The organism is Niastella caeni, assembly GCF_004834005.1.
Classification (GTDB): domain Bacteria; phylum Bacteroidota; class Bacteroidia; order Chitinophagales; family Chitinophagaceae; genus Niastella; species Niastella caeni.
The window spans coordinates 24,472-46,798 of the sequence record NZ_STFF01000016.1; the positions used below are offsets into that span (position 1 = coordinate 24,472).

The following is a 22,327-nucleotide window of genomic DNA, read 5'->3' on the forward strand; positions in this document are numbered from 1 at the left end:
CATATGCAATTCAAGCTACATAAATACCGGTAAGTCATGCCATTTTTTATAATAGTGATTGGTGCTTCTGCCGGCGGGCATGATGCTTTATGCAAACTGGCAGCCACTTTACCCCGGCACCTTCATGCAGCCATTTTCATCGTATTGCATATTTCCAGTAAGGGTAATGATAATTTTATAGTAAACCAGTTGCAAAAATACACTTCAATGCATTGTGAGCTGGCGACTGAAGGATTATCTATAAAACCAGGGCATATTTATGTAGCATCGGTCGATCATCATTTGATCTTGAAGGCTGGGGCAATGCATATTACAAAAGGGCCGCCGGAGAACCGGTGGCGGCCGTCAATAGATGTATTATTTCGCTCTGCTGCAGCATATTACACCGAACGGGTTATTGGCATTGTACTCACCGGTTTGCTCGATGATGGCACGGCAGGCATGCAGGCCATTAAAAGATGCGGCGGCACCTGTATTGTTCAGGAACCCCGCGAAGCCGCTTACCCCGATATGCCTCAATCGGTGCTGAATAATGCCATGGTAGATTTTATTTTACCCGTAGCCGGCATGATTGAAGCAATACAATATACCATTGTCAATAAAACACCAGTCGATGCAGAAGTACCGGATGATATCAGGGCAGAAGCCGCACTGCTTGAAAAATTTAATGTAAAGGCCGATTAGTGCCATTAAGCAGGTCTTCAGCTAATTGCAACAGGTTGTTATTGGAGAAAGGTTTTTCCAGGTATCCGTCTGCGCCGGCACGCTTTACCTGTTCTTGCAAATAAGGTGTAGCTGATAATATAATAATGGGCAAATGCTGTGTTGCCGGCAACCCCTTCAGGTATTTGCAAATATCCAGCCCATCAACACCCAACAGTAGTTTGTCAATAACGAACAGATCCGGAATGTCAAATTCACCTTCCAATAAGAAATTACCATTTATAAAACCGGAGGTCTCGTAACCGGCACGGGTAAATATTATGCTCAATGCATCCAGGATCGCCTCATCGTCTTCTATGATCATTACTTTTTTCATAAGGGTGAAATAAAAGGCGTATACCTATGCAGGTTGTACCGGCAGTGTAAAATACACCAGTGTTCCTTTTCCTTTTTCACTTTCCACTCCAATTTCGCCGCCATGTTTTTTAATGATATCTGATGCAATAAACAAACCAAGACCAAGGCCAGGGTAAGTTTGAACATTGTTATCGCTGGCCCGGAAGAACTGTTCAAATATTTTAAGGCGGGTTTCTTCACTCATACCGATGCCGAAATCCTTTATGCTTATCTTCACTGTTTTGTTTATTAAGACCGAACTGATAATTATACGCTGGCCCTTGGGTGAATATTTGATCGCATTTCCAATAAGGTTGATCAGCACCTGTCCAATTCGTTCGCGATCGGCCTTTACCGGTGGCAGCGATTGCAACTCATACACAATTACATGTTGTACCGTAGTTCGTTGCATCAGTTCCGCCATTTCCCTGATCAGCACATTGAGATCTAATAGCTCGGGATGCAGCAATAGTTGCCCTTCCCTGATGCGGGTAATATCCAGCAGGTCGGCGACCAAATGCGACAGGCGGTCGATCTGGCGATCGAGCTTTTTTATTATTTCCACACTTTCCAGGTCATTTTTTACTTTCAGCATTTCCTGCAGTAGTTGGGCATAGGATTTAATGCTGGTGACCGGTGTTCTTAGTTCGTGGCTGGCAATGCCTATAAATTCCTCTTTCTGGTTCTCCAGAATTTTTCGTTCTGTTATATCTATCACTATCCCGATCATGCGGTGGGCCTGGCCCTGCTCATTATAAAAGGGACGGCCAAAAGCGGCAATCCATGTAATGCGGCCATTGGTATGAAGTGCCCGCATTTCCATCGCAAAGTCTTTACGGGTATCAATGGCTGTTTGTAATACGCCTGCTACTTTTTCCCTGTCGTTCGGATGCACGTATTGAAAGAACTCCTGGTAGGTACCGCTTCGCTTTTCAACGGGAATACCAAACATAACATTATGATCGGTAGACCACTGGATCTCACTGGTAAAAATGTTCCAGTCGAGGGTGCCCATTTTACCCGCCTCCATGGCTATCCGCAGTCTTTCTTCCTTTTCACGCAGTTGTTCCATACTGCGGCGCAATGAGTCTTCGGCCCGTTTGCCTTCGGTAACATTACCGATGGCCAGCAAAATACGGGCGCGTTTATCGCCGCCTTCCCCATGCATGCGCATGGCATTAAAGAGCAGTGTCTTTTCGCCCAGTTCGCGGAATTGATGCGTAAGCTCAAAATCCTGAAACCCGATACCTTTAGTAACGGTCTCCTGTAATTGCTGTCGTAAGGCAGGCACATCCAGCAAACCGTCGGCAAATTCAAAGAAATACAAGCCATCTACTTCCTGCTGCAAATTGAACAGGTTATAAAAAGCTTTGTTGGCGGTGCGCACCCGAAGGTCGGTATGTAAAACCACCAATGGGTCGCGGGTGGTTTGCACAATGGCGTCAGTGTATTCAACCGATTCTCTCAGATCGGCATTGCGCAACTGCAATTCTTCATTGATCGTGATCAGTTCCTCATTGGTGCTTTGCAATTCTTCTTTGGAAGTTTCCAGCTCCTCATTAATACTTTGCAGCTCTTCATTGGAAGAAAGCACTTCCTCATTAGCCGATTGCAATTCTTCCCGGGTAGCTTCAAACTCTTCACCCATGGTCTTCATCTGCTCACGGGCATCTTTTAATTCCTGCTCCAGTATATCTATGCGCCGGTCTTTACTATCGGGTCTTCCTTTTTTTTGCTGAACAGGCTGCTTGCTTTTTTGCAGTTCTACGTCATGGTCATCTTTAAAAACAATAAGATAATATGGATCATTGAACAAATGCGATTTTACCGGCGTCACTTCTATCCGGATGGAGCGATGATAACTGCCATCTTTAAGATGTATGCCTTCTTTTCGCATTACCTGTTTTCTTTTTTTTGCATTGTTCAGCAAACCCCTGAGTTCAAACACCAGTTCATCTTTAACCATTTTTAACAGGTGCAGGCTGGCTTTGCCGGCAGCGGGTTGCAGGTAATCGCTGATAGGGCCATGAAATCGTAAGATCTGCAGGTCTTTGTTAACCACCACACTGGCCGGTACATAACGCGACAATAAGAGTTTATCTGTCTCTTTTTCAATATCCACATCGCTATTGGGAGCAGAACCCTGTTTCCCGGGAGATGTTTGTTGCAATACCGGGGTACGGGACTGCCGGTTGAAAAAATCAAAAGGCAGGGGCTGGGCGATCGCTTTTTTAATATACAGCTTATGTTCTTTGTCTACTGCTTCAAACAGGTCGGTATCATTGCCAATGGTTTCTGATTTGCCCAATGCCAGATATCCAATTGGTTTCAACGCATAATGAAATGCAAGCAATATTTTTTTCTGTGCATTGGATGCCAGGTAGATCATTACATTCTGGCAACTGATAAGGTCCATACGGCTGAACGGCGGATCTTTCAGAAGATTGTGGGTGGCAAATATGCAAATGTCCCTGATGGGTTTTATGATCTGGTAACTGCCGTCCACTTTAACAAAGAACTGCTTCAGCCGTTGCGGCGATACATGTTGTAACGAGTTTTTGCTGTAAATACCAGTTCGTGCTTTTTCAATAGCTGTTTCACTCAGGTCGGTAGCAAAGATCTGTATAGGTGTGGTAAATGCTTTTTCACCCAGGAATTCAAACAGGGAAATAGCCATGGAACAGGCTTCTTCACCGCTTGAGCAGGCCGGGATCCAGATGCGCAACGGTTCACCGTTCTTACGGTTTTTGAATAAAGCAGGAAAAATTAATTTATTAAGTGTTATGAACAGGGTTGGCTCACGGAAAAAGCAGGTAACATTGATCAGCAGATCACGATACAGCAATTCCAGTTCCGTTTGATTTTCGCGCAACAATTTAATATACGGGTCCAGTTGCTTTAACCGGTTCAGTGCCATACGCCGTAAAATGCGCCGGTTGATGGTGGTGCCTTTATAATGCGCAAAATCGACCCCAAAGCGGTTATGTAACAATAAATGGATCCTTTTTATAGCAAGCTCATTTACTTCTATGTCTTCTTCGGGAGATTGTATTGAATAGTTCTGTCTTGACAAAGCAGCCAATTCATTGGCAATGCCTTCGGGCGACAAGATGAAATCTATATATCCCGATTCATATGCATTGCGGGCCATGGATTGAAACAGGGCTGAATCGTCCTGCGCAAAGGAAATACCGCCTTCGGCTTTTATGGCCTGAACGCCCTGGGTGCCATCGAAGCCAACACCCGACAGTACAATAGCAATGGCTTTGTGTTGGTATACCGGCGCCAGCGATAGCAGAAAATAATCGAACACATGCCGTTGTTTATCTGTCTTTGATTTCTGCAACAATACCAGGTGCCCGTCGGAAATGGTCATGTATACAGCAGGGGGAATAACGTACACATTGTTGGGCTCTACTTTAATTCCATCTGTAACCGGATGCACTTTCATAGAAGTGCGCTTTTCCAGTAAACTCGGCAAAATGGACGAGTGATCCGGCGAAAGGTGTTGAATGATAACATAAGCAATGCCCAGGTCTGGCTGCAGGTGCGAAAGAAATTGGGAGATGGCCTCAATGCCGCCCGCAGAACCACCGATAGCAGCTACAGGAAAAATAGGTTCGGCAAAATACGGCGCATCTGTTTTTTTCTTTTTAGCTGGAGCTTGTTTTCGAGATGGCGCTTTTGCCCTCGCTGGTTTCTTTTGCTTTGCGCACATGATGTAGCATTAAAAAATAAGACTGTAAATTACGATTTGAATAAAAAACTGCTGTAGAATATTTTATACGCATTATCTATAGTGCAGGTATGGCAAAAAAAAGACTCCGGCTGTACCGGAGTCCTCTTAGTTCCTCAGTCCCTTCGCTGGCATTACCCAGATCAGGTTGTTGGAGTATAATCTCAGGTTTGTTTTTCATGTTTACCCAAAAGGTAAACCTGTTTACATAACCACCCCCATGAGAAACATTTCACTATTATATAAAAATTGTATGCCAGTGAAATGCTGCCTTACAAAAGCAACTCATTGGGACATATTGTGGAAATATGTCGGCATCAAAGTCAACAATAAAAAATTGTGTGGTTTATTTTTTTTGTTCAATCAATTGTAAATAGCTTTAATACACTAACGGCAATATTTTACCAGCTCGCCGTTTGGCTATACACTTCTGCAACATGTAAGAACTTCTTTTATTGTTATAGTTTAAGAATTGATAGTTGATATTAAATGTCCTGCAGTATAACGCAAAACAATAGTTGTTATACGGGAAAATCCTTTATTATGCCAACATCAGTGTTTATAACAATAAAGGAATACAATACAAATCAATACGGTGAGCATTAAAATTGCAATGTATGTCACATCAATTTTCTAACGATTAAACACTTTAATTATGAGAAGAAGAGAACGCCAGGGCAGGCAAGATTACGGTCGTCAATACAATGAAGGCAACCGTGGCCGCTATGGCTCGCAAGGAGGTTTTGGACAACAAGGTGAATACGGACAGCAAAGAGGATTTGGCGGACAAGGAGAATATGGACGGCAAAGAGGATTTAGAGGACAAGGTGAATATGGACAACAAGGTGGTTGGGAAAACCAGGGCTATGGAGGCCAGCAAGGAGGCTGGGGCGGTTATGGAAACCAGGGTTACGGACAGCATGGTGGTTACGGAGGTTGGGGAAGGCATGGCTATGGACAAGGACAGCAAGGTGGCTGGGGAGAAGGATATGGAGGAAGTCAGAGTGGTTATGGGCAACAGGGCGGATATGGAGGCTTTGGACAACAGGGAGAATATGGACAGCAAAGAGGCGGCTGGGGACAACAGACAGGATATGGCCAGCAATATGGTAGTGAATATGAAGACCAGGATTTTGATGAAGATGAATATTATGACGATAACCGAATGATGGGCCGCTATGGAGAAGAAGAAGAAGATGTTGATGAAGGTGAATTTTATGATGAAGAAGAGGACGATTATGATGAATATGGCATGCAGGGCCAGTATGGAGAAGAAGAGGAAGAGTATGAAGAAGAAGACGAAGAGGAAGATGAATATGGTGGCCGGCAGGGTCAGATGCAGGGACGTTCGCGTCGTGGATTTGGAAGCATGCCGCGTGAAAAAGTTCGCCGTATTGCCAGTATGGGAGGCCGCGCTTCACACGAAAGCGATCAGAACAGAGGCAGGTCATTTGGAAACCGCTCATCCCGCAGTGGATCATCAGGTCGTTCTTCTTCCAGCCGTTCGGGCAGAAGCAGTGGCGATACATCCCGACGTGGTTTTGCCAGTATGCCCAAAAGTGAAGTACGCCGTATAGCCAGTATGGGCGGACAGGCACGCAGCGGCGGTAATAGCGGCGGCAGCGGTCGTGGCAGCAGTTCAAATCGCGGCCGTTCATCAGGCAGCAGAAGTGGCTCTTCCTCCCGTTCACAACGCGGAAGAAGCGGACAAAGAAGCAGAAGTAGTTCCAGGTAATTTATAAGGAAGTAAGAAGTAGGAGGTAAGAAATAGGAAGAACCTGTATTTTGGACTTCATTACTGGTTTTTATTCATACCTCGTACTTCTTATTTCATACCTCGTACTTCATAAAGCTTTGACCTCAAAGGTTAACTTATTTTCACCTATTAACCATTCAAATATTTAAAATATGGGCACGGTAACAGAAACAGGTAAAAGAAATGGGCATGGGCCTGAGTCAGAAACCAAGAAAAAAGGCGCCGGTCAGTCAGGTGCGCAGGAGTCACCATCATTTCTGCAGAAGTTCTTTCTCGATCAGCTTAAAGATATGTATTATGCCGAACAGGAATTAGTAAAGACTCTACCCGAAATAAAAAGTGTTGCCACCACCGAAGAGCTGGAAGACGCGATCGAAGATCACACCCAACAAACAAAACGGCATGTGAAAAGGCTCGAAAAAGTATTTCATATCATCGGATCAAAACCAGAAGGGAAGCGGTGTGAAGCAATGGACGGCTTAATAAAGGAGTGCAAAACGATTATAAGGGAAACAGAAGAAGGTACTATGACTCGGGATGCCGCACTGATCATTGCCTGTCAGAAAATAGAGCACTACGAAATTGCTTCATATGGCGGTTTGGTGGCACTGGCTTTAACAATGGGCCTCGAACGGGCGGCAGATATACTGGATAAATCACTGGCCGAAGAAGAATGGAATGACCAGTTACTAACCGATATTGCCGAAACGTTTATCAACGTGGAAGCTGAACATGAAGGCAAGTACAACTGGGATAAAAAAATATGGGTAGTGTAAGCCGGTTACAGGTTACAGGGTTCAGGTTACAAAGCCCGACCGATGTATAAAATAGGGGTTACCAGTTACCGGTTTCCTGTTGCCAGGGGAATTTCGGTCACCCTACAAAAAGTGGGGTGTTCGTTTTTTTGCCCGGTGACCGGCAACCGGTAACAAATATCATTCAACTGGTAAATAACACTGAATGGTAGCTCCCTTTCCCGGATGGGCGGTAGCCTGTATAAAACCATCGTGTGCTTCCACGATCTTTTTGGCAATGGTCAATCCCATACCTGATCCGGAATAATGGCTTGAGGAATGGAGCTTTTCAAACATGATAAACACCCGATCGGCATATGCCGGGTCAAACCCAATGCCATTATCGGTAAACGTGAGTAATACCATTGGCTCTTTGATTTGAAAACTGCCAGGCAATTCATTGGGTTGTAACAGGTGGCTCGTGACTTGTACCTGAGGCGGATTGTCAGGTTTCTGAAACTTCAGTCCATTATCAATGATGTTAACAAACAGGGTTTGCAACATGTCTTTGTAACCAGGTACAACCCCGAGATTATCTGCTGTAACAATAGCTTCTTTTTCTGTTATTTTATTACTTAATTTGATCAGCGTTTCCCTGAAAATGTCGTTGAGGTCAACGGTGTTGCGAACCTGTTGAAAGCTGTTAATATGGCTAAGCGCCCAGATGTCATCCAGCAACAGGTTCATCCTGTTAAGGGACGCCTGTATACGACGGATGTTGGCCTTGCCGCCATTGGATAACGATTTCCCTTCCGATTTCACCAGCAACTCAAACGCCGTGTATACATGTCGCAAGGGTTCCTTTATTTCGTTACTGCTAATATAGGTGAATGTCGCCATCTCTGTTGTGGCAGTTTCCAGTTGACGGTATTTTTGCTCCAGGGCTTCATTTAATTCCTGTAATTTTTTTTCTGCTTTTTCCCGGTGGGCCACATCATGCATGATATTCATTACCCCTTTTACCTGACCATCCTCATCTGTTAATGGAATAAAATGATTCTCGTACGATTGGCGGTTAAGCAATCCGGCCCGGGCAGGTAAAAAAGATTTGTTACCCTTCATCGCGAATTGGATCGCATCGATCATTTCTTTATCTTTCTGTAATTCCGGAAATACATTAAGCAACGGTTTGCCAATGATATGGGTTTTATCGATACCGGTAACCAGGACAGCCGTTTTGTTCCAGGCAATTACGCACCATTGATCATCAATAGCCATCACCCGGTCAATGCTGCAATCGTTCAGCATTTCATATAAATTAGGAAGTGTAGTGTTTTGGTAGGTCTCTCCGCGCATGGTGGGAAAGTTTTAACAGTTAATGATTTGCGTACTATACCACAACTATCCCCAAACATTTATCTGATAATTCAAATATAATTTATTGTATTCAGATTGGAATACATTCAAAGGAATAATAACCCAGGTCAAGGTTATCATTTGAACTACTGATTCAAATCATGTACCATGGGGGAAGCTGCAAGCCGAAGCAAATACAGCTATACGTCGTAAACATTGCCTTTTTAACAACAAACCATAAACAACAAACCATAAACAACAAACCATAAACAACAAACAATAAACCATAAACCATAAACAATAAACTCTTAATGGCCAAGCGCCTTTCTTACTGCCGGAGCAACCTTAGTTCCCAACAATTCAATAGCGCGCATTACTTTACTGTGCGGCATGGTGCCTACGCTCACGTGCAATAAGAAGCGGGTCAGGCCAAACAGTTCCTGTTCATACAATATTTTTTCTGTGACTTCCTGCGGACTGCCCACCAGCAGCGCGCCGCGTTTGGTACGCATGGCTTCAAACTGTTGCCGCGTCATGGGTTGCCAGCCGCGTTCTTTGCCCAGTTGCGTCATCACGTGCTGGTAAGAAGGGAAGAACTCATCCGCTGCCTGTTGTGATGTATCGGCTATATAACCATGTGAGTGCACGCTTATTTGCAGCTTTTGTTCATCGTGCCCGGCTTTCTTATATGTATTTCTATACAACTGCGCCAACTGCACAAAGTTTTCGGGGCTGCCGCCAATAATGGCCATGGCCAGCGGCAAGCCATATGATGCGGCCCGCATCACCGATTGCGGAGTTCCGCCCACGGCTACCCATATAGGTAATTCGGGATGGTAAGGTCTGGGATATACGCCCAGGTTATCGATAGAAGCCCGGTGCTTTCCTTTCCAGCTTACTTTTTCGCTTTTATTCAATTGCACCAGCAGGTCGAGCTTTTCGGCAAACAAGGCATCGTAATCATTCAGGTTATAGCCAAACAGCGGGAACGATTCAATAAAAGAACCCCGTCCGGCCATGATCTCTGCGCGGCCATCGCTCAACAGGTCAACTGTAGCAAAATCCTGAAACACCCGCACGGGGTCGTCGGAGCTAAGAACGGTTACCGCACTGGAGAGTTTGATGTTTTTTGTTTTGGCGGCTGCTGCAGCCAGGATAACAGCAGGGGAGGAAGCTATAAAATCGGGCCGGTGGTGTTCGCCTACCGCAAATACATCCAGGCCTACCTGGTCCATGAGTTCTACTTCTTCCATCAGGTCGCGCATGCGTTGGTGCTGCGAGATGGTTTTACCTGTTGCCGGATCAGGAGTGAGTTCAACAAAAGTACTTATGCCTATTTCCATAATTTATTATTAAATGCATAGCTGTAAGCTACAAGCTATAAGCGAATACAGAGCCTTCACGCTTTAAGCCGAAACCCTAAAGTCGAAAGCCCAAAGCCGAATGTCGAAAGCAATACAGCGCTGCAAGTTACAATTAAAAATAAAGTTCAGGTTTTAAGCAGAGAGCTCTATGCATACAAAGAAGCTTTTGGCTTACATTACAGCTTACAGCTTTTTCCCTTGCAGCTTACAGCTTTTCCCTTATTTTCATAGCACAATAACGTTACAAATGAAAAAAGCCACTACAACCATTGTTGCCATTTTTATGGCTATTGCCAGCCTGTTTGCGCAAACAACCGCTCCCGACACCGGTAATTACAAGCCCACTGCGCAGAACCTGCAGTCGCGGCGCCAGTTCCAGGAAGATAAATACGGGATGTTCATTCACTGGGGATTATCGAGTATGCTGGCCGATGGCGAATGGGTGATGCATAACCGGAATATTAAAGTGGTTGATTATACCCGCCTGCTGCACGCTTTTAACCCGGCTGACTTTAATGCGGCGCAATGGGTGGCAACGGCTAAAAATGCCGGAATGAAATACATCGTGTTCATTACCCGCCACCACGATGGGTTTTCGAACTGGGATACCAAATATTCCGACTGGAAAATAACCAACACGCCATATGGTAAAGATGTGCTGAAACTGTTGTCAGAAGAATGCCGTAAGCAGGGAATGAAGCTGGGACTCTATTATTCCCTGCTCGACTGGTACCGCACGGATTATCCCTGGGAAACCGGTCGAACCGGTCAGGGTACGGGCAGAACCGGCAAAGGCGATTACGCTTCTTACCTGCAGTTCATGAAGAACCAGCTTACCGAACTGCTGACGAATTATGGCGACATCCTGTGTATCTGGTTCGATGGGCATTGGGACCAGACCAATGAGGAAGGACATGCCGACCGTTCTTCACGCATCGATTGGAAGTACAACGAGATCTACGAGCTCATACATAAATTGCAGCCGCAATGCATGATAGGCAATAACCATCATTTATCACCCCTTGCAGGAGAAGATTTCCAGATGTTTGAACGAGACCTGCCAGGTGAAAATAAATCGGGACTGAGCTTTCAAAAGCCGTCTGATGCCATGCCGCTCGAGACCTGCGAAACTATCAACGGCGCCTGGGGCTATAACATTACCGATAGAAAGTATAAATCAGTGAATCAGGTAGTGCAATTGCTGGTGGGCGCGGCAGGCCGCGATGCCAATCTTTTACTGAATGTAGGGCCCATGCCAACCGGACTGATACAATCAGAATTTACCGATACGCTGGCCGGGGCAGGGAAGTGGTTGCAACAATACGGGGAAAGCATTTATGGCACCCGGGGCGGACCGCTTAAGCCGCAGTCGTGGGGTGTAACCACGCAGAAAGGAAAACTCATCTATCTCCATTTATTCAAAGCCCCGGAGGGCAATACTATTTTACTGCCCGATGCCAAAATAAAAATAAAGCAGGTAAGATTGCTGGGCGGCAACACGCCTGTAAAATTCACCAAACAAAAAACCGGTATAGTTATTTCGACGGAAGGTATTACCATAGAAGGGCCTGATACTATTGTGGTGGTGGAGGTTAGTTAATGGTTTGCAGTTTATAGTTTGCAGTTTACAGTTTATAGTTTGCAGTTTATAGTTTATAGTTTATAGTTTGCAGTTTATAGTTTATAGTTACCGGTTTCCAGGTTCCAGTTACGGGACTCAAATCAATGGCATCTAATTATTGGCAGACGTCCTGCTTTAAGGGCCTGGCGACCGGTAACCGGCAACCGGTAACTGAACTTGCCGATTGCTGACTGCCGACTTGTTCGCCGAAGCCTTGGCTTTGGGCGAATTCACTATTCACCATTCCCCTACGCCATTCCCAAAACTTTAGCGCCACCAATATACTTGGCCATGGTGATCTTGCCTTTTTGCATTGTGCCGAAGGAAATGCCAACGCCGAGCATCAGGCTGTGGCAGTTAAGACTAAGCTGCTTTAAATAATCCTTCCGTGATATTTTCATTTCAATATTGAAAGTGGTTGACGGGGAGCCGGGGTATACTTCCAGCCAATCTGTTTCCCTGCTAATGGCAAGCCATAGCGGATTGCCATGTTTGGCGTGATAATCGTCCCAGCGGCTACCAGGATCACAGAACATATCTTCCACTATACCTAATACAACGATGAACCTGTACCATTGAAAATTGCCGGGCACTATAAAGTTTCTGTCAGGCGTCAATTCAGGAAATGTGATGGCGCCTTTCAATGTTTTTTTTGAAAGCGTGTACTCAGGCGGGTTAAGCACGATGCTTTCAAACGGGGTGCGGCGGTTGAGGTTAAATCCTTCCAGCACCCTGGGATCTTTGGTCAGTTGAACATCGCGATGGCCTTTTTCGTGTTTGGTATCCAGTTCCTGTATCGGTATAAATAGCGAATTCAGCGGGCCGGCGATATTGTAATCCCCAAGGTATTTCAACGGGCGAAGCACGTCCATCACCTGAGCGGTTATTTTGGCCCTTCCGCCAAATTCCATATTGTTTTTGCGGGTAGTAGCGAACGAGTCTTTTGTTTTGATCTGTTTCCTGGTGGGACCGCCTTTCCGGCGAATAATGGGTTGATCGGACCCTCTCATTGTATAAACAGATAATCCGGCTACAGAACCGGTAAAGTTGAGGATTGGCTTTAGCTTTCCCATAAATGGCAGGTTTAATGGTGTATTACAAAAATAACACATGTAAGTTACGAAAAATATGTATCTTCGCGGTTACGTACGGGTTATCTATATTTTACACATAGGCCCCCATAAATCTTCACAATAAGCTACCCCGGCCAGATCACACATTTTACTTCCAGTTTACTATTTTCTAACCTGTTGTTTATCCCTTGTTCTAACCTGGGCTATACCTGCATCGTATTTGGTTAACCATTATATCGTACTTATGTAGTACCTGTTTCGCAGGTATTTCGATGATGTTTCGTTTCTTTTAAAGGAACGGCTTATATACGAGACAAATACGAGATATGTACGGAATATATACGGGACATTGGTTACCCAGGTATAACCCAGATACGACCAAGGTCCAAAGCCGGGGTAAAAACAATAATAAACAGGTAGATGATTTGTAGAGAAAAGGGCAGGAGCCAATTAAAATTGCAAAAAACGGTTATTGCCCTACTTGAGCCTATAAGAACGGTCATTAAAGATATACCTTTTTAGTAACCCTGACTTCCCGCAGCCATCAGGCTTTAAAAAAATTTTGTTTCTTAATAAACCCAGGTGTAACAAAACAATCGAAGGCCATACATATAACGCGTATGTAATATAAAGCGATTCACCTGGCAATAACTACTAAGGTAAGTAGGTATTTTGAACAGTTAATCCCGCTTTCATATTAAATACATTTTATTTGCATGCTTTTTCTATTGGATTATTTAAACCTCAAAATTTTTTATGAAAAGAATTATTACCCTGGGTTTCATGGCGACTGTATTGGTATTCTCTGCTTGTAAAAGCGATGGCAAAAAAGAAGAGAACAATGAAACAAACAATGCTACACAAACAACTGCCGGCGGTGAAGAGCAAAAGCCTGCAGGAGCCAATCAGCCTAAAGAATACAAAGTGACCATTACGCCAGATTCTGCTATTTTAGGCAAAAAGAAAGAAGCCCTGGTAAAAGTAAAAGGCGCTACAGCAATCGTATTATCAGATGCCGATGGTAAAGACAATGGCATTGAAATCACGTTTACGCTTACGCTGACCAATAGAGGCAAGATCGGCGACGGCAGTTATTTACATGTCGATTATCCTAATTCCCGTTTACAATTAGATAATGGCACCAATATCACCCATGATTCAGGTTCAGGATATTTGGAGGCGCAACCGGAAGCAACTTCAGAAGAAGAAACCTGGACATATAAAGTTCCTGCCGGCGCTAAACCAACTGCACTGAATTTGTTTATGGATGAAACACGCGTTTCAGTAGCGGTTAGCTTAAGTGAGAAATAGTTGAATACAGCCGCAGGCTTCAAGCTGCAAGTTATAAACGAATACAAAGCCCGATGTTATGAGCCTGTCTTGTAACATCGGGTTTTTTAATTCCAGGCAATCTGATCAATATAAATCCTTTTACAGCCTAAAGTAAAATTCAGCTGCACGCGAATACAATTTCATGTAATACAACCCCAGGTTGCAAGTTTCATCTTGAAGCCTAAATTTTTCGCAGCTTGCTGCCCTTCTTCTTCCCCCTCTTGCAAGTCCCCAAATATTTTTATACTTTAGCTGCTGGTTTAACATAGTTGTTTTATATCTAATATCTGAAACTTATGAAAAACGTACCTAATCACTTCATTACCATGCTGGTCACTAAGCTTTCTGTGTTTTACAAACGGCATTGGACCATTTAATTCTTCAGAACATACAGGGAAATTACCAAACACAAAAGGGTGCTATTGCGATTGCCAATAAGTAAACCTGCCATTACTGTTTCGCTGAATGTAATGCGGCGTTATCGTTCATATGAAAAATAGCAGCGCGTAACACAAAAATTCAATAAGTGAAATATAAAACCGACCAAATGAAAAGGTGCACGATCGTATCCATGATGGCTTTGTTTGTTCTTGCATTCTCTTGTAAAAAAGATGCAACCTCATCGACGCCGGAAAAATTATTGGGAAAAATGACTTTAGTAAGCGCCAACTGGAATGAACATTATAATGGCGCAGATCATAAAGATTCATCTACACTTAATGGCGGTGGGTTGCATATAGAATTCAAAGGCGATGGCAGGGTTATTTCTTCTTCCCCCTTAAGTACCGATACCCTGCATTACAAAATGCTCGATGCGCGTACTGTTATGATCGATAATGATACCCTGATCATCAATTCCTTTACCGGTACTGATCTGCTGGTATATTTCAAAAAAGTAAAAAATGCAGATGGTGATTACTACGAAGAATGGGATCACTTCAAAAAATAATTTCATTTTTCATACATGGCAAGAGGCCGTCCCGAATTATCGGAACGGCCTTTTTTCAATTTATGGCGATGGATAAAACGTAGCTCTTTTTGTAACCGTGGATATTTTATTTACTTTCGCGCCAGATATATACTTAATGTATATACGCTATATTAAGAAAACCTTATATCCATGAAAACATACTTTAATCCTGCATTATCAGTCCGCACACTTCGCTTTTTTTTCGACTTTTCCCTAGGCGTTACGCACAGCAGGTGACCTTCCCGATTAACTTTAAAAAAACGGCTAATTCAGCCCCCAGAGAGACACAGCTACCTATCAATTGATCGATAATGATAAAAAGATTGTGGTCAATGGTAATGTTACATTATCTATTACCAATTTAACCGATAGTACCCTTCAAATGTATTTTAAAGATCAATATAATGAGAACGAATTCTTTGAAGAATGGAGTACCTACAAAAAACGATGAAACGTTTTCTGGAAAAATCAATTTTATACACGAGCGCCCCCCGGTTTAACCAGGGGGATTTTTTTGCAACCCCTCCGCCGCGCTGATTCAAAGCCCGCCCGATTAGTGAAATTTCCATTTCCCGATTACCGATTGCCGATTCACGATTTTAAGCTACTTTTAGCGCCATTTTTTATGTCTGAAAGTTTAGAATTAAGAACAGTGAACGTTACGCGTTACGTAACGCCGTTGCGCGAAGGTGGTTCATTGCCCGCAATTGCAGAGGCAGATGATGGCTTTATGTATGTGTTGAAATTCCGGGGAGCAGGGCAGGGGGTAAAAGCGCTCATTGCCGAACTTATTGGTGGTGAAATAGCTCGGGCGCTTGGATTGAAAATGCCCGAAATTGTATTTGCCAATCTGGATACCGCCTTTGGCCGTACAGAACCCGATGAAGAAATACAGGACTTATTAAAAGCAAGTGTTGGGTTGAACCTGGCGCTGCATTATTTGTCGGGCTCCATTACTTATGATCCTGTTGTAACAACGCTCGATGCACGACTGGCTTCGCAAATTGTGTGGCTCGATTGTTTACTGATGAATGTTGACCGCACACCGCGCAACACCAATATGCTCATCTGGCATAAAGAACTTTGGCTGATAGATCATGGCGCTACTTTATACTTTCATCATTCCTGGAAGAACTGGAAAGAACAGGCGCAAAAACCCTTTGCGCAAATAAAAGATCATGTGTTATTGCCGCAGGCAACACAACTTAATGAAGTGGATGCCGAATTCAAAGCGATATTGACTGAACAACGTATACGCGCTATTGTTGACCTGGTGCCGGAAGAATGGCTGGCAACGGATCTGGAAGAAGCATCCGTTGCAGAACGTCGCAAAGTGTACTCCGAATTTTTAATAACACGAATTGCATCGTCGCACTTATTTGTAAAAGAAGCCCAACATGCAGGAAAAATACTTATTTGAGTACGCTGTTATTCGTATAGTGCCCAAGGTAGAACGGGAAGAGTTTTGCAATGTGGGCATCATATTGTATTGTAAAGCACAAAAGTTTTTACAAACAAAACACACGGTCAATGAATCGAGGATCAGGTCATTGGATGAAAAAGCGGATATCGCCGAAATACAAGCCTACCTGCAGGCGTTTGAAAAGATCTGCAAAGGCGCAAAAGATGGCGGCCCTATTGCACAACTGGATATGCCTTCGCGTTTTCGTTGGCTAACCGCACAACGCAGTACCATTTTACAAACGTCGCGCGTGCATCCGGGCTTCTGTAAAGATCCGCAGGAGGCGCTTGCCCGTTTGCATGATCAGTTGGTACTGTAAGACAAAATTTCAAAATACAATTTCCAAGAACCAAAGAAAGAAACACCAAAATACAAATTCCAAGCACCAAACTTACCTATAAGCGGGCCTTAAGATTGGATCTTGTTATTTGGCATTTAAGATTTGTAATTTATTATTTAGGTCCTGGTTCTTGTCATTTGAAATTTGATTTTTGTGTTTTGAGATTTTTTTGGTTCTTTTGGTTTGAGATTTGTCATTTATTCCAATATCCTTCATGGCATAGAGTTTGCTCAACAGGTATGATATAATTCTATGCTGTTAAAACCAATTTCGCATGAATTTCGCGCTTAGATTTGATAATTGCCATACCACCCAGAAAGCAACCTTCCCTGCATGTTATTTACCGGCGTTGACCGCCTGCATTTCGATGACAATTATCAAATTGAAATCATTTAATAAATGGGGTGGCATTAACATTTCTTTCTTTACCTTTGCGTCGCTGAAATCAGACGTATCTTCCCCCACCAGCAATAAAGGGCTCTCTCAGTAGCAGCATTTTATTTAGTAGTTAAAGTCGATACAAAAACAATTTTTCGGATTATTATGCCTAAAGTAACCTTTAATAATAAAGACAAGAGCTTTTTCAATACATTAAAATCATCCGTTGACCAGTATTTTGCTGCACAGCAGTTGAAGAAAACCGGCAACTGGAACCTGTACTCCAAAACGGCCATCCTGGCGCCTGCGGCGATCATTATTTACACATTATTGCTTTTTTTACCGATACCTGCCTTTTTGGCCATTCTGCTTTGCTGCATGCTGGGTTTTGTGCTGGCCAGTATCGGGTTTAATGTAATGCACGATGCCTGTCATGGCAGTTACTCAAGCCGCGGCTGGGTGAACAATGTGATGGCCCTTAGCTCAAATTTAATGGGCGGCAACACATATATCTGGAAATTCAAACATAATATCGTTCACCATACCTACACCAATATCGACGGGGTAGATGATGACATTGCCCTGAGCCCGCTCATGCGTCAATGCTCAACCCAAAAATGGTTTCCGCCACATCGCTACCAGCATATATATGGATTTGTTTTATATGCCTTTACTTCACTGGCCTGGTTCTTTGTAATGGATTTTACCAAATATTTCAACCAGAAAGTGCATACAACACCCATGACGAAGATGGATTTTAAGGAACATGTGATCTTTTGGATGAGTAAAGGACTATATGTAGCTTTTTTTGTTGTGTTCCCGATCTTTCAATTGGGCTGGATGCCCTGGATGTTTGGTTTTATTGCCCTGAACCTGACCCTGGGTTTAACCCTGGCTGTGGTTTTTCAACTGGCGCATGTGGTTGAACATACCGAATTTGTGCACGCCGATCAGGTGGAGCCAATGAAAATTGAAAATGAGTGGGCTATACACCAGGTAAAGACCACCGCCAATTTTGCCCCCCGCAATAAATTCATTTCCTGGTTTGTAGGCGGATTGAACTACCAGGTTGAACACCACCTGTTCCCCCGCATCAGCCATGTGCATTATCCGGCCATTAACCGCATCGTAAAACAAACCTGCCGCCAGTTTAATATCACCTATAACGAATTTCCTACCATGCAGCAGGCGATTGCCTCGCATTATAGAATGATCCGTGAATTAGGAAAAAAACCTGCATAAAAGTAATTACCTGCCACTAAACTATTAGCCCAACGCTTAAAGTCTACAGCCAAAAGCGAATACAAAATACTGCTGCAAGCTTCGCGCTGCAAGCAATACATATTGCGTTTTACTTTATGCCTCGTTGCCTTTATGCCTTGTTGCCTTGCCTTTTCCTGTTTTCTTTCGGCTGTATTCCCTGACCGCGCTCATAGAATATCCCCGCCAAATAACCGTCCTTTGTAAAAGTTTTGATTCCCATTAAATAATCACCTGCATTAATTCATATCCATTCCAATAGCGCTTACGCATAAATTATTCCAATAACGCCTTCCTTCCCTCCCTTGAAAGTGTCTGCGTTTTTACACAACTGTCTCTGTTACCAGGCCATTCCCGGTGAAAAAAGGGAATGTATAACCTAGCCCCATGATAATAATATCCATTATTATTAAATCTTAAAACTTCTGGTATGAGAATCATGCTACTATTCATGAAGTTCTGGCTTCTTTCAACATTTTTTCTTCTTCCCATTGCTGGCTTTTCCCAATTTACACAGGAGTGGGTGGCCCGGCACAAAGGCCCGGGTAACAATGCTGATCATTCGAAATCTCTTACTGTTGACAAGAAAGGCAATGTCTATATAACAGGAGCAAGTACCGGCACGGGAACCGGATTGGATTATAGTACCATCAAGTATGATGATGCTGGTGTAAAAAAATGGGAAGCCCGGTATAATGGTCCGGGTAACAGTGAGGATGCAGCTTACTCTATAGCCGTGGATAGCAAGGGAAATGTATATGTAACAGGACGGAGTACTGGAAATGGAACTGATTTTGATTACGCCACCATAAAATATAATTCTGCCGGAGTTAAAAAATGGGTGAAGCGATACAATGGTCTGGGTAATGGGTTTGACTGGGCGAAATCAATTGAAGTAGATGATAAAGGGAATGTGTATGTAACGGGTGAAAGTACTGGCGACGGAACTTTTGCCGATTATGCCACCATCAAGTATAATAAAAATGGAGTTGAGCAGTGGGTGGCAAGGTATGACGGACCGGGCAATCAAGATCTTGCCATTGCTTTAGTCCTGGATGAGGCAGGCAATGTGTATATAACAGGATCAAGTTCTGCTGGAGTGGATCCTGATGAGGACGATCTTGATTTTACTACCATCAAGTATAATAAAAAAGGAAAAGAACTTTGGGTAAAAAGGCAGGGAAATTTTGGTGCTAACCCGTGGGCAATAGCGGTAGATAAGTCGGGAAATGTATATGTGACAGGAAGCAATGCTTTGGGAGAACATGACAATGAATATACTACCGTTAAGTATGATGCTAGCGGGAATGACCTGTGGGTGGCAACATATGACCCTGGCAATTCCATTGACGAACCGCTATCCATAGCTGTAGACGCTTTACAAAATGTATATGTTACCGGAAGAAGCGCTGCTGAACCAGATGAACGAAATTTTGACTATGCCACCATAAGGTACAATGCAAAGGGACAAGAGGTTTGGGTAAGAAGGTATAATGGCCCTGCTGACGGTGATGACCAGGCAGTCTTCCTGGCTCTGGATGCCGAAGGTAATGTGTATGTGACGGGAAGAAGCAGAGGTTTATTCGGTGGCCCGGGGAATGAAGCTTATGACCTAGCTACTATTAAATACGATACAGCAGGCGTTGAGCAATGGGTGGCAAGATATAATGGTCCCGGCAATGGTGAGGATGGGGAATCTATAAGTTTTTTTACTCCTTCTTCACACCCCATGGCCGTTGACGGGCTAGGCAATGTATATATAACAGGATCAAGCACCGGTATTGGGTCAGGGTTTGATTATGCTACTATCAAGTATTCCCAACCTTTGCCCGTCTGCGGTAAGAACGGTGATAAAATCCTGATCTGCCATCAGGGCAAGGAAACCCAGTGTATCAAAAAGTCCAAACTTTCAGACCATCTTGGTCACGATGACCAGCTTGGCGCATGTGCCGAACCCCCTCCTTGCTATTCGACACAAAGTTTTGTCATTGGCGGAGTCAGTTACATCGCCTGCCAACCTTCCGAAATTGTAGTAGCTCCCTTTACTACCACGGCCGGTGTTGTTACCAACAATCAATATTCGGGTTTGGTTTTGCTAAAGGTTTCCGGAACCGGCCAGTCGGCTGGCGCATCTTTAAATGATGCGTTTTACTTCGATATTCCGGAAAACCCTACCCATGAGCCCAATTTCTTTCAACTGGTCACTACCATTGGCCCATCTGTTTTTGCAGCGCCCGTGAATCCCAACACCGCTTACAGGCACATCGTTTATGATATTGATGCGGGGGCCGGGGTAAAGCCGCCATTTGTACCGTCCTTTAGAACTGACAATACCTATACTTTCATTATAAACATGAATACACTTGTGCCAGCACCCGCTGGTTCGTCCATTCTCCGTTTCGGGGTAAGCGATGGGGTTGTCATTGACAACAGCGGGGCTTATACCATTCAGGTTACCCAGCTTTGCGAAGGTTGTGGCCCCCAAGGCGATAAAGCCCTTGTTTGTCATAAAGGAAAAGAAATTTGTATAAGCCAGAATGGGGTAAAAACCCATTTGGATCATGGAGATATTTTTGGCCCATGCCCAACTGATGCTACCCAAACAACTATTGACGCAAGACGTGAATTTTCTGAACGTTCGGCCATGCCGCCTGAAAAGCTGCGGGTATCTAATGCGCCTAACCCGGCATCTGTAACAACTAAAATATTTTATGAATTACCTGCTTACGGCCGGGTTTCTATAAAAGTATTTGACATGCTGGGCAGGGAAGTTACAACGCTTGTGGATGCTGGTAAACAGGCGGGCTTCCACAGCACGGATCTTGACGTAGCTTCACTTCAGAATGGCTTATATTATTACCGTATCAGGGTAAAAACAGCAAAGAAAATTTGGGTTCAAACCGGGAAGATAAGCGTAATAAAATAAGCTAAGCATTTCGTATGGGGGAGGCAGAATGTGATGGGGAAGATTATAAAAATAATTAGCTAATCCCGACTAAAGTGGGGACAGGTTGTGATAATTTGATAATGGAATACAGTTGCCACAAACCTGTTGCAGGTTTCTGGTTACAGGGGGAATACAAATTATGGCGCCCAGAAACCTGTAACTTGAAACCTGTAACTTATTACAGAATTCCCCAATAGCCAGTTGCTATTATCAAATTGTGTAATTTACGGCATGGCTGCCGATGACAAATGGCTATTGATACGCAATTACGATCTATGGTCTAATTTAACCGATGAAGAGTACGATGAGCTGAATATAGTGCACAATTTTATTGAAGCCCGAAAAGGCGACTATATTTACTTTGAAGCATTTCATCACAACAAACTGTACTTCGTAAAAGAAGGCTATTTGCGTATTGGTTACATTGATGAAAGCGGCCGGGAAGTTATCAAAGAGATCATTCAGAAAGGCGAGCTGTTCGGACAAATTACCCTCGAAAAAAATAGTATGAATGGCGAGTTTGCCCAGGCTTATAAAAGCGGGGTTAGCCTTTGCGCCTTTTCAATCGATGATTTTCAAAAACTGCTGCAAAAAAAGCCAGCCCTGGCATTAAAGTACAGCAAACAGGTAGGCGCCAAGCTCAGGCATATCGAAAACCGGCTGCTCAACCTGCTGAACAAAGATGTAAAGACCCGCCTTATCAACTTTTTGTGGCAGATGGCCCAAAAGCATCTCGATCCCGCATCCAATACCATCTGCATTCCCAATTATCTTACGCATGAAGACATTGCCAACCTTATAGGATCGAGCCGGCAAACCGTTACCACACTTATCAATGAACTGGAAGCCGACGGCCTTCTGCAGTACGATCGCAATGAGATCTGTTTTCCCGATGTTAAAAAAATACAAAACCACAACAATGTCGCTTAGCCGACAGAC

The 22,327-nt window shown here is 43.8% G+C and carries 17 protein-coding genes and 1 riboswitch; of the genes, 12 read left to right on the top strand and 5 right to left on the bottom strand.

The features are described from left to right. Positions 1-36 precede the first annotated feature (36 nt). Complete coding sequence (locus FAM09_RS29870) at positions 37-684, top strand: chemotaxis protein CheB (RefSeq protein WP_136580845.1); 648 nt, start codon at positions 37-39, stop codon at positions 682-684. On the opposite strand, the gene FAM09_RS29875 is transcribed toward FAM09_RS29870, so the two are convergent. Then, on the bottom strand, positions 665-1,039 hold the full coding sequence (locus FAM09_RS29875) for a response regulator transcription factor (RefSeq protein WP_136580846.1): 375 nt from the start codon (positions 1,037-1,039) through the stop codon (positions 665-667). The genes FAM09_RS29870 and FAM09_RS29875 overlap by 20 nt on opposite strands. 24 nt (positions 1,040-1,063) lie before the next feature. Next, positions 1,064-4,777 (bottom strand): CheR family methyltransferase, encoded by a 3,714-nt coding sequence (locus tag FAM09_RS29880; protein WP_136580847.1) that lies wholly within the window; start codon positions 4,775-4,777, stop codon positions 1,064-1,066. Positions 4,778-4,898: 121 nt separating this feature from the next. After that, positions 4,899-5,025: riboswitch (TPP riboswitch) on the bottom strand. Positions 5,026-5,450: 425 nt separating this feature from the next. Between FAM09_RS29880 and FAM09_RS29885 the strand changes: the two genes are divergently transcribed. Together FAM09_RS29885 and FAM09_RS29890 are read left to right on the top strand one after the other, a co-directional pair. Then, a complete protein-coding gene (locus FAM09_RS29885) occupies positions 5,451-6,530 on the top strand; it encodes a KGG domain-containing protein (RefSeq protein ID WP_136580848.1) in 1,080 nt (359 codons plus the stop codon). A gap of 173 nt (positions 6,531-6,703) precedes the next feature. After that, a complete protein-coding gene (locus tag FAM09_RS29890; RefSeq protein WP_136580849.1) occupies positions 6,704-7,327 on the top strand; it encodes a YciE/YciF ferroxidase family protein in 624 nt (207 codons plus the stop codon). A 159-nt stretch (positions 7,328-7,486) separates the two neighbouring features. Here the strand turns inward: FAM09_RS29890 and FAM09_RS29895 are convergent, their stop codons facing one another. Together FAM09_RS29895 and FAM09_RS29900 are read right to left on the bottom strand one after the other, a co-directional pair. After that, positions 7,487-8,641, bottom strand: a complete 1,155-nt coding sequence (locus tag FAM09_RS29895; protein ID WP_136580850.1) for a PAS domain-containing sensor histidine kinase — start codon at positions 8,639-8,641, stop codon at positions 7,487-7,489. A gap of 308 nt (positions 8,642-8,949) precedes the next feature. Beyond that, complete coding sequence (locus FAM09_RS29900) at positions 8,950-9,984, bottom strand: LLM class flavin-dependent oxidoreductase (RefSeq protein WP_136580851.1); 1,035 nt, start codon at positions 9,982-9,984, stop codon at positions 8,950-8,952. 268 nt (positions 9,985-10,252) lie between these two features. On the opposite strand from FAM09_RS29900, the gene FAM09_RS29905 reads away from it, so the two are divergent. After that, positions 10,253-11,605, top strand: a complete 1,353-nt coding sequence (locus FAM09_RS29905; protein WP_136580852.1) for an alpha-L-fucosidase — start codon at positions 10,253-10,255, stop codon at positions 11,603-11,605. 269 nt (positions 11,606-11,874) lie between these two features. Here FAM09_RS29905 and FAM09_RS29910 read toward each other — a convergent pair whose 3' ends face one another. Beyond that, entirely contained in the window at positions 11,875-12,699 is an 825-nt protein-coding gene (locus FAM09_RS29910) for a hypothetical protein (RefSeq protein WP_136580853.1), read from the bottom strand. A gap of 756 nt (positions 12,700-13,455) precedes the next feature. Here FAM09_RS29910 and FAM09_RS29915 point away from each other — a divergent pair. From FAM09_RS29915 to FAM09_RS29955, 8 genes are all read left to right on the top strand, one after another. Continuing rightward, complete coding sequence (locus tag FAM09_RS29915; RefSeq protein WP_136580854.1) at positions 13,456-14,010, top strand: hypothetical protein; 555 nt, start codon at positions 13,456-13,458, stop codon at positions 14,008-14,010. Positions 14,011-14,578: 568 nt separating this feature from the next. Beyond that, the gene (locus FAM09_RS29920; RefSeq protein WP_136580855.1) at positions 14,579-14,980 is read left to right on the top strand and encodes a hypothetical protein; all 402 of its coding nucleotides are present in this window, start codon (positions 14,579-14,581) and stop codon (positions 14,978-14,980) included. A 646-nt stretch (positions 14,981-15,626) separates the two neighbouring features. Continuing rightward, positions 15,627-16,421, top strand: coding sequence for a HipA family kinase (locus tag FAM09_RS29925; protein ID WP_136580856.1), 795 nt, complete (start codon positions 15,627-15,629; stop codon positions 16,419-16,421). Next, positions 16,399-16,782 carry a DUF3037 domain-containing protein gene (locus FAM09_RS29930; protein ID WP_136580857.1) on the top strand — a complete coding sequence of 128 codons (384 nt, stop codon included), beginning with the start codon at positions 16,399-16,401 and terminating at the stop codon, positions 16,780-16,782. The genes FAM09_RS29925 and FAM09_RS29930 overlap by 23 nt, the downstream gene beginning before the upstream one ends. A 295-nt stretch (positions 16,783-17,077) precedes the next feature. Further along, positions 17,078-17,293: a hypothetical protein gene (locus FAM09_RS29935; RefSeq protein WP_136580858.1), complete on the top strand. Its 216-nt coding sequence runs from the start codon at positions 17,078-17,080 to the stop codon at positions 17,291-17,293. Between the two features lie 53 nt (positions 17,294-17,346). Next, positions 17,347-18,423 (top strand): fatty acid desaturase family protein, encoded by a 1,077-nt coding sequence (locus FAM09_RS29940; RefSeq protein WP_136580859.1) that lies wholly within the window; start codon positions 17,347-17,349, stop codon positions 18,421-18,423. A 448-nt stretch (positions 18,424-18,871) separates the two neighbouring features. Next, the gene (locus FAM09_RS31340; RefSeq protein WP_243751812.1) at positions 18,872-21,367 is read left to right on the top strand and encodes an SBBP repeat-containing protein; all 2,496 of its coding nucleotides are present in this window, start codon (positions 18,872-18,874) and stop codon (positions 21,365-21,367) included. A gap of 252 nt (positions 21,368-21,619) precedes the next feature. Next, positions 21,620-22,318 (top strand): Crp/Fnr family transcriptional regulator, encoded by a 699-nt coding sequence (locus FAM09_RS29955; protein WP_136580860.1) that lies wholly within the window; start codon positions 21,620-21,622, stop codon positions 22,316-22,318. The last annotated feature ends 9 nt before the right edge of the window (positions 22,319-22,327 follow it).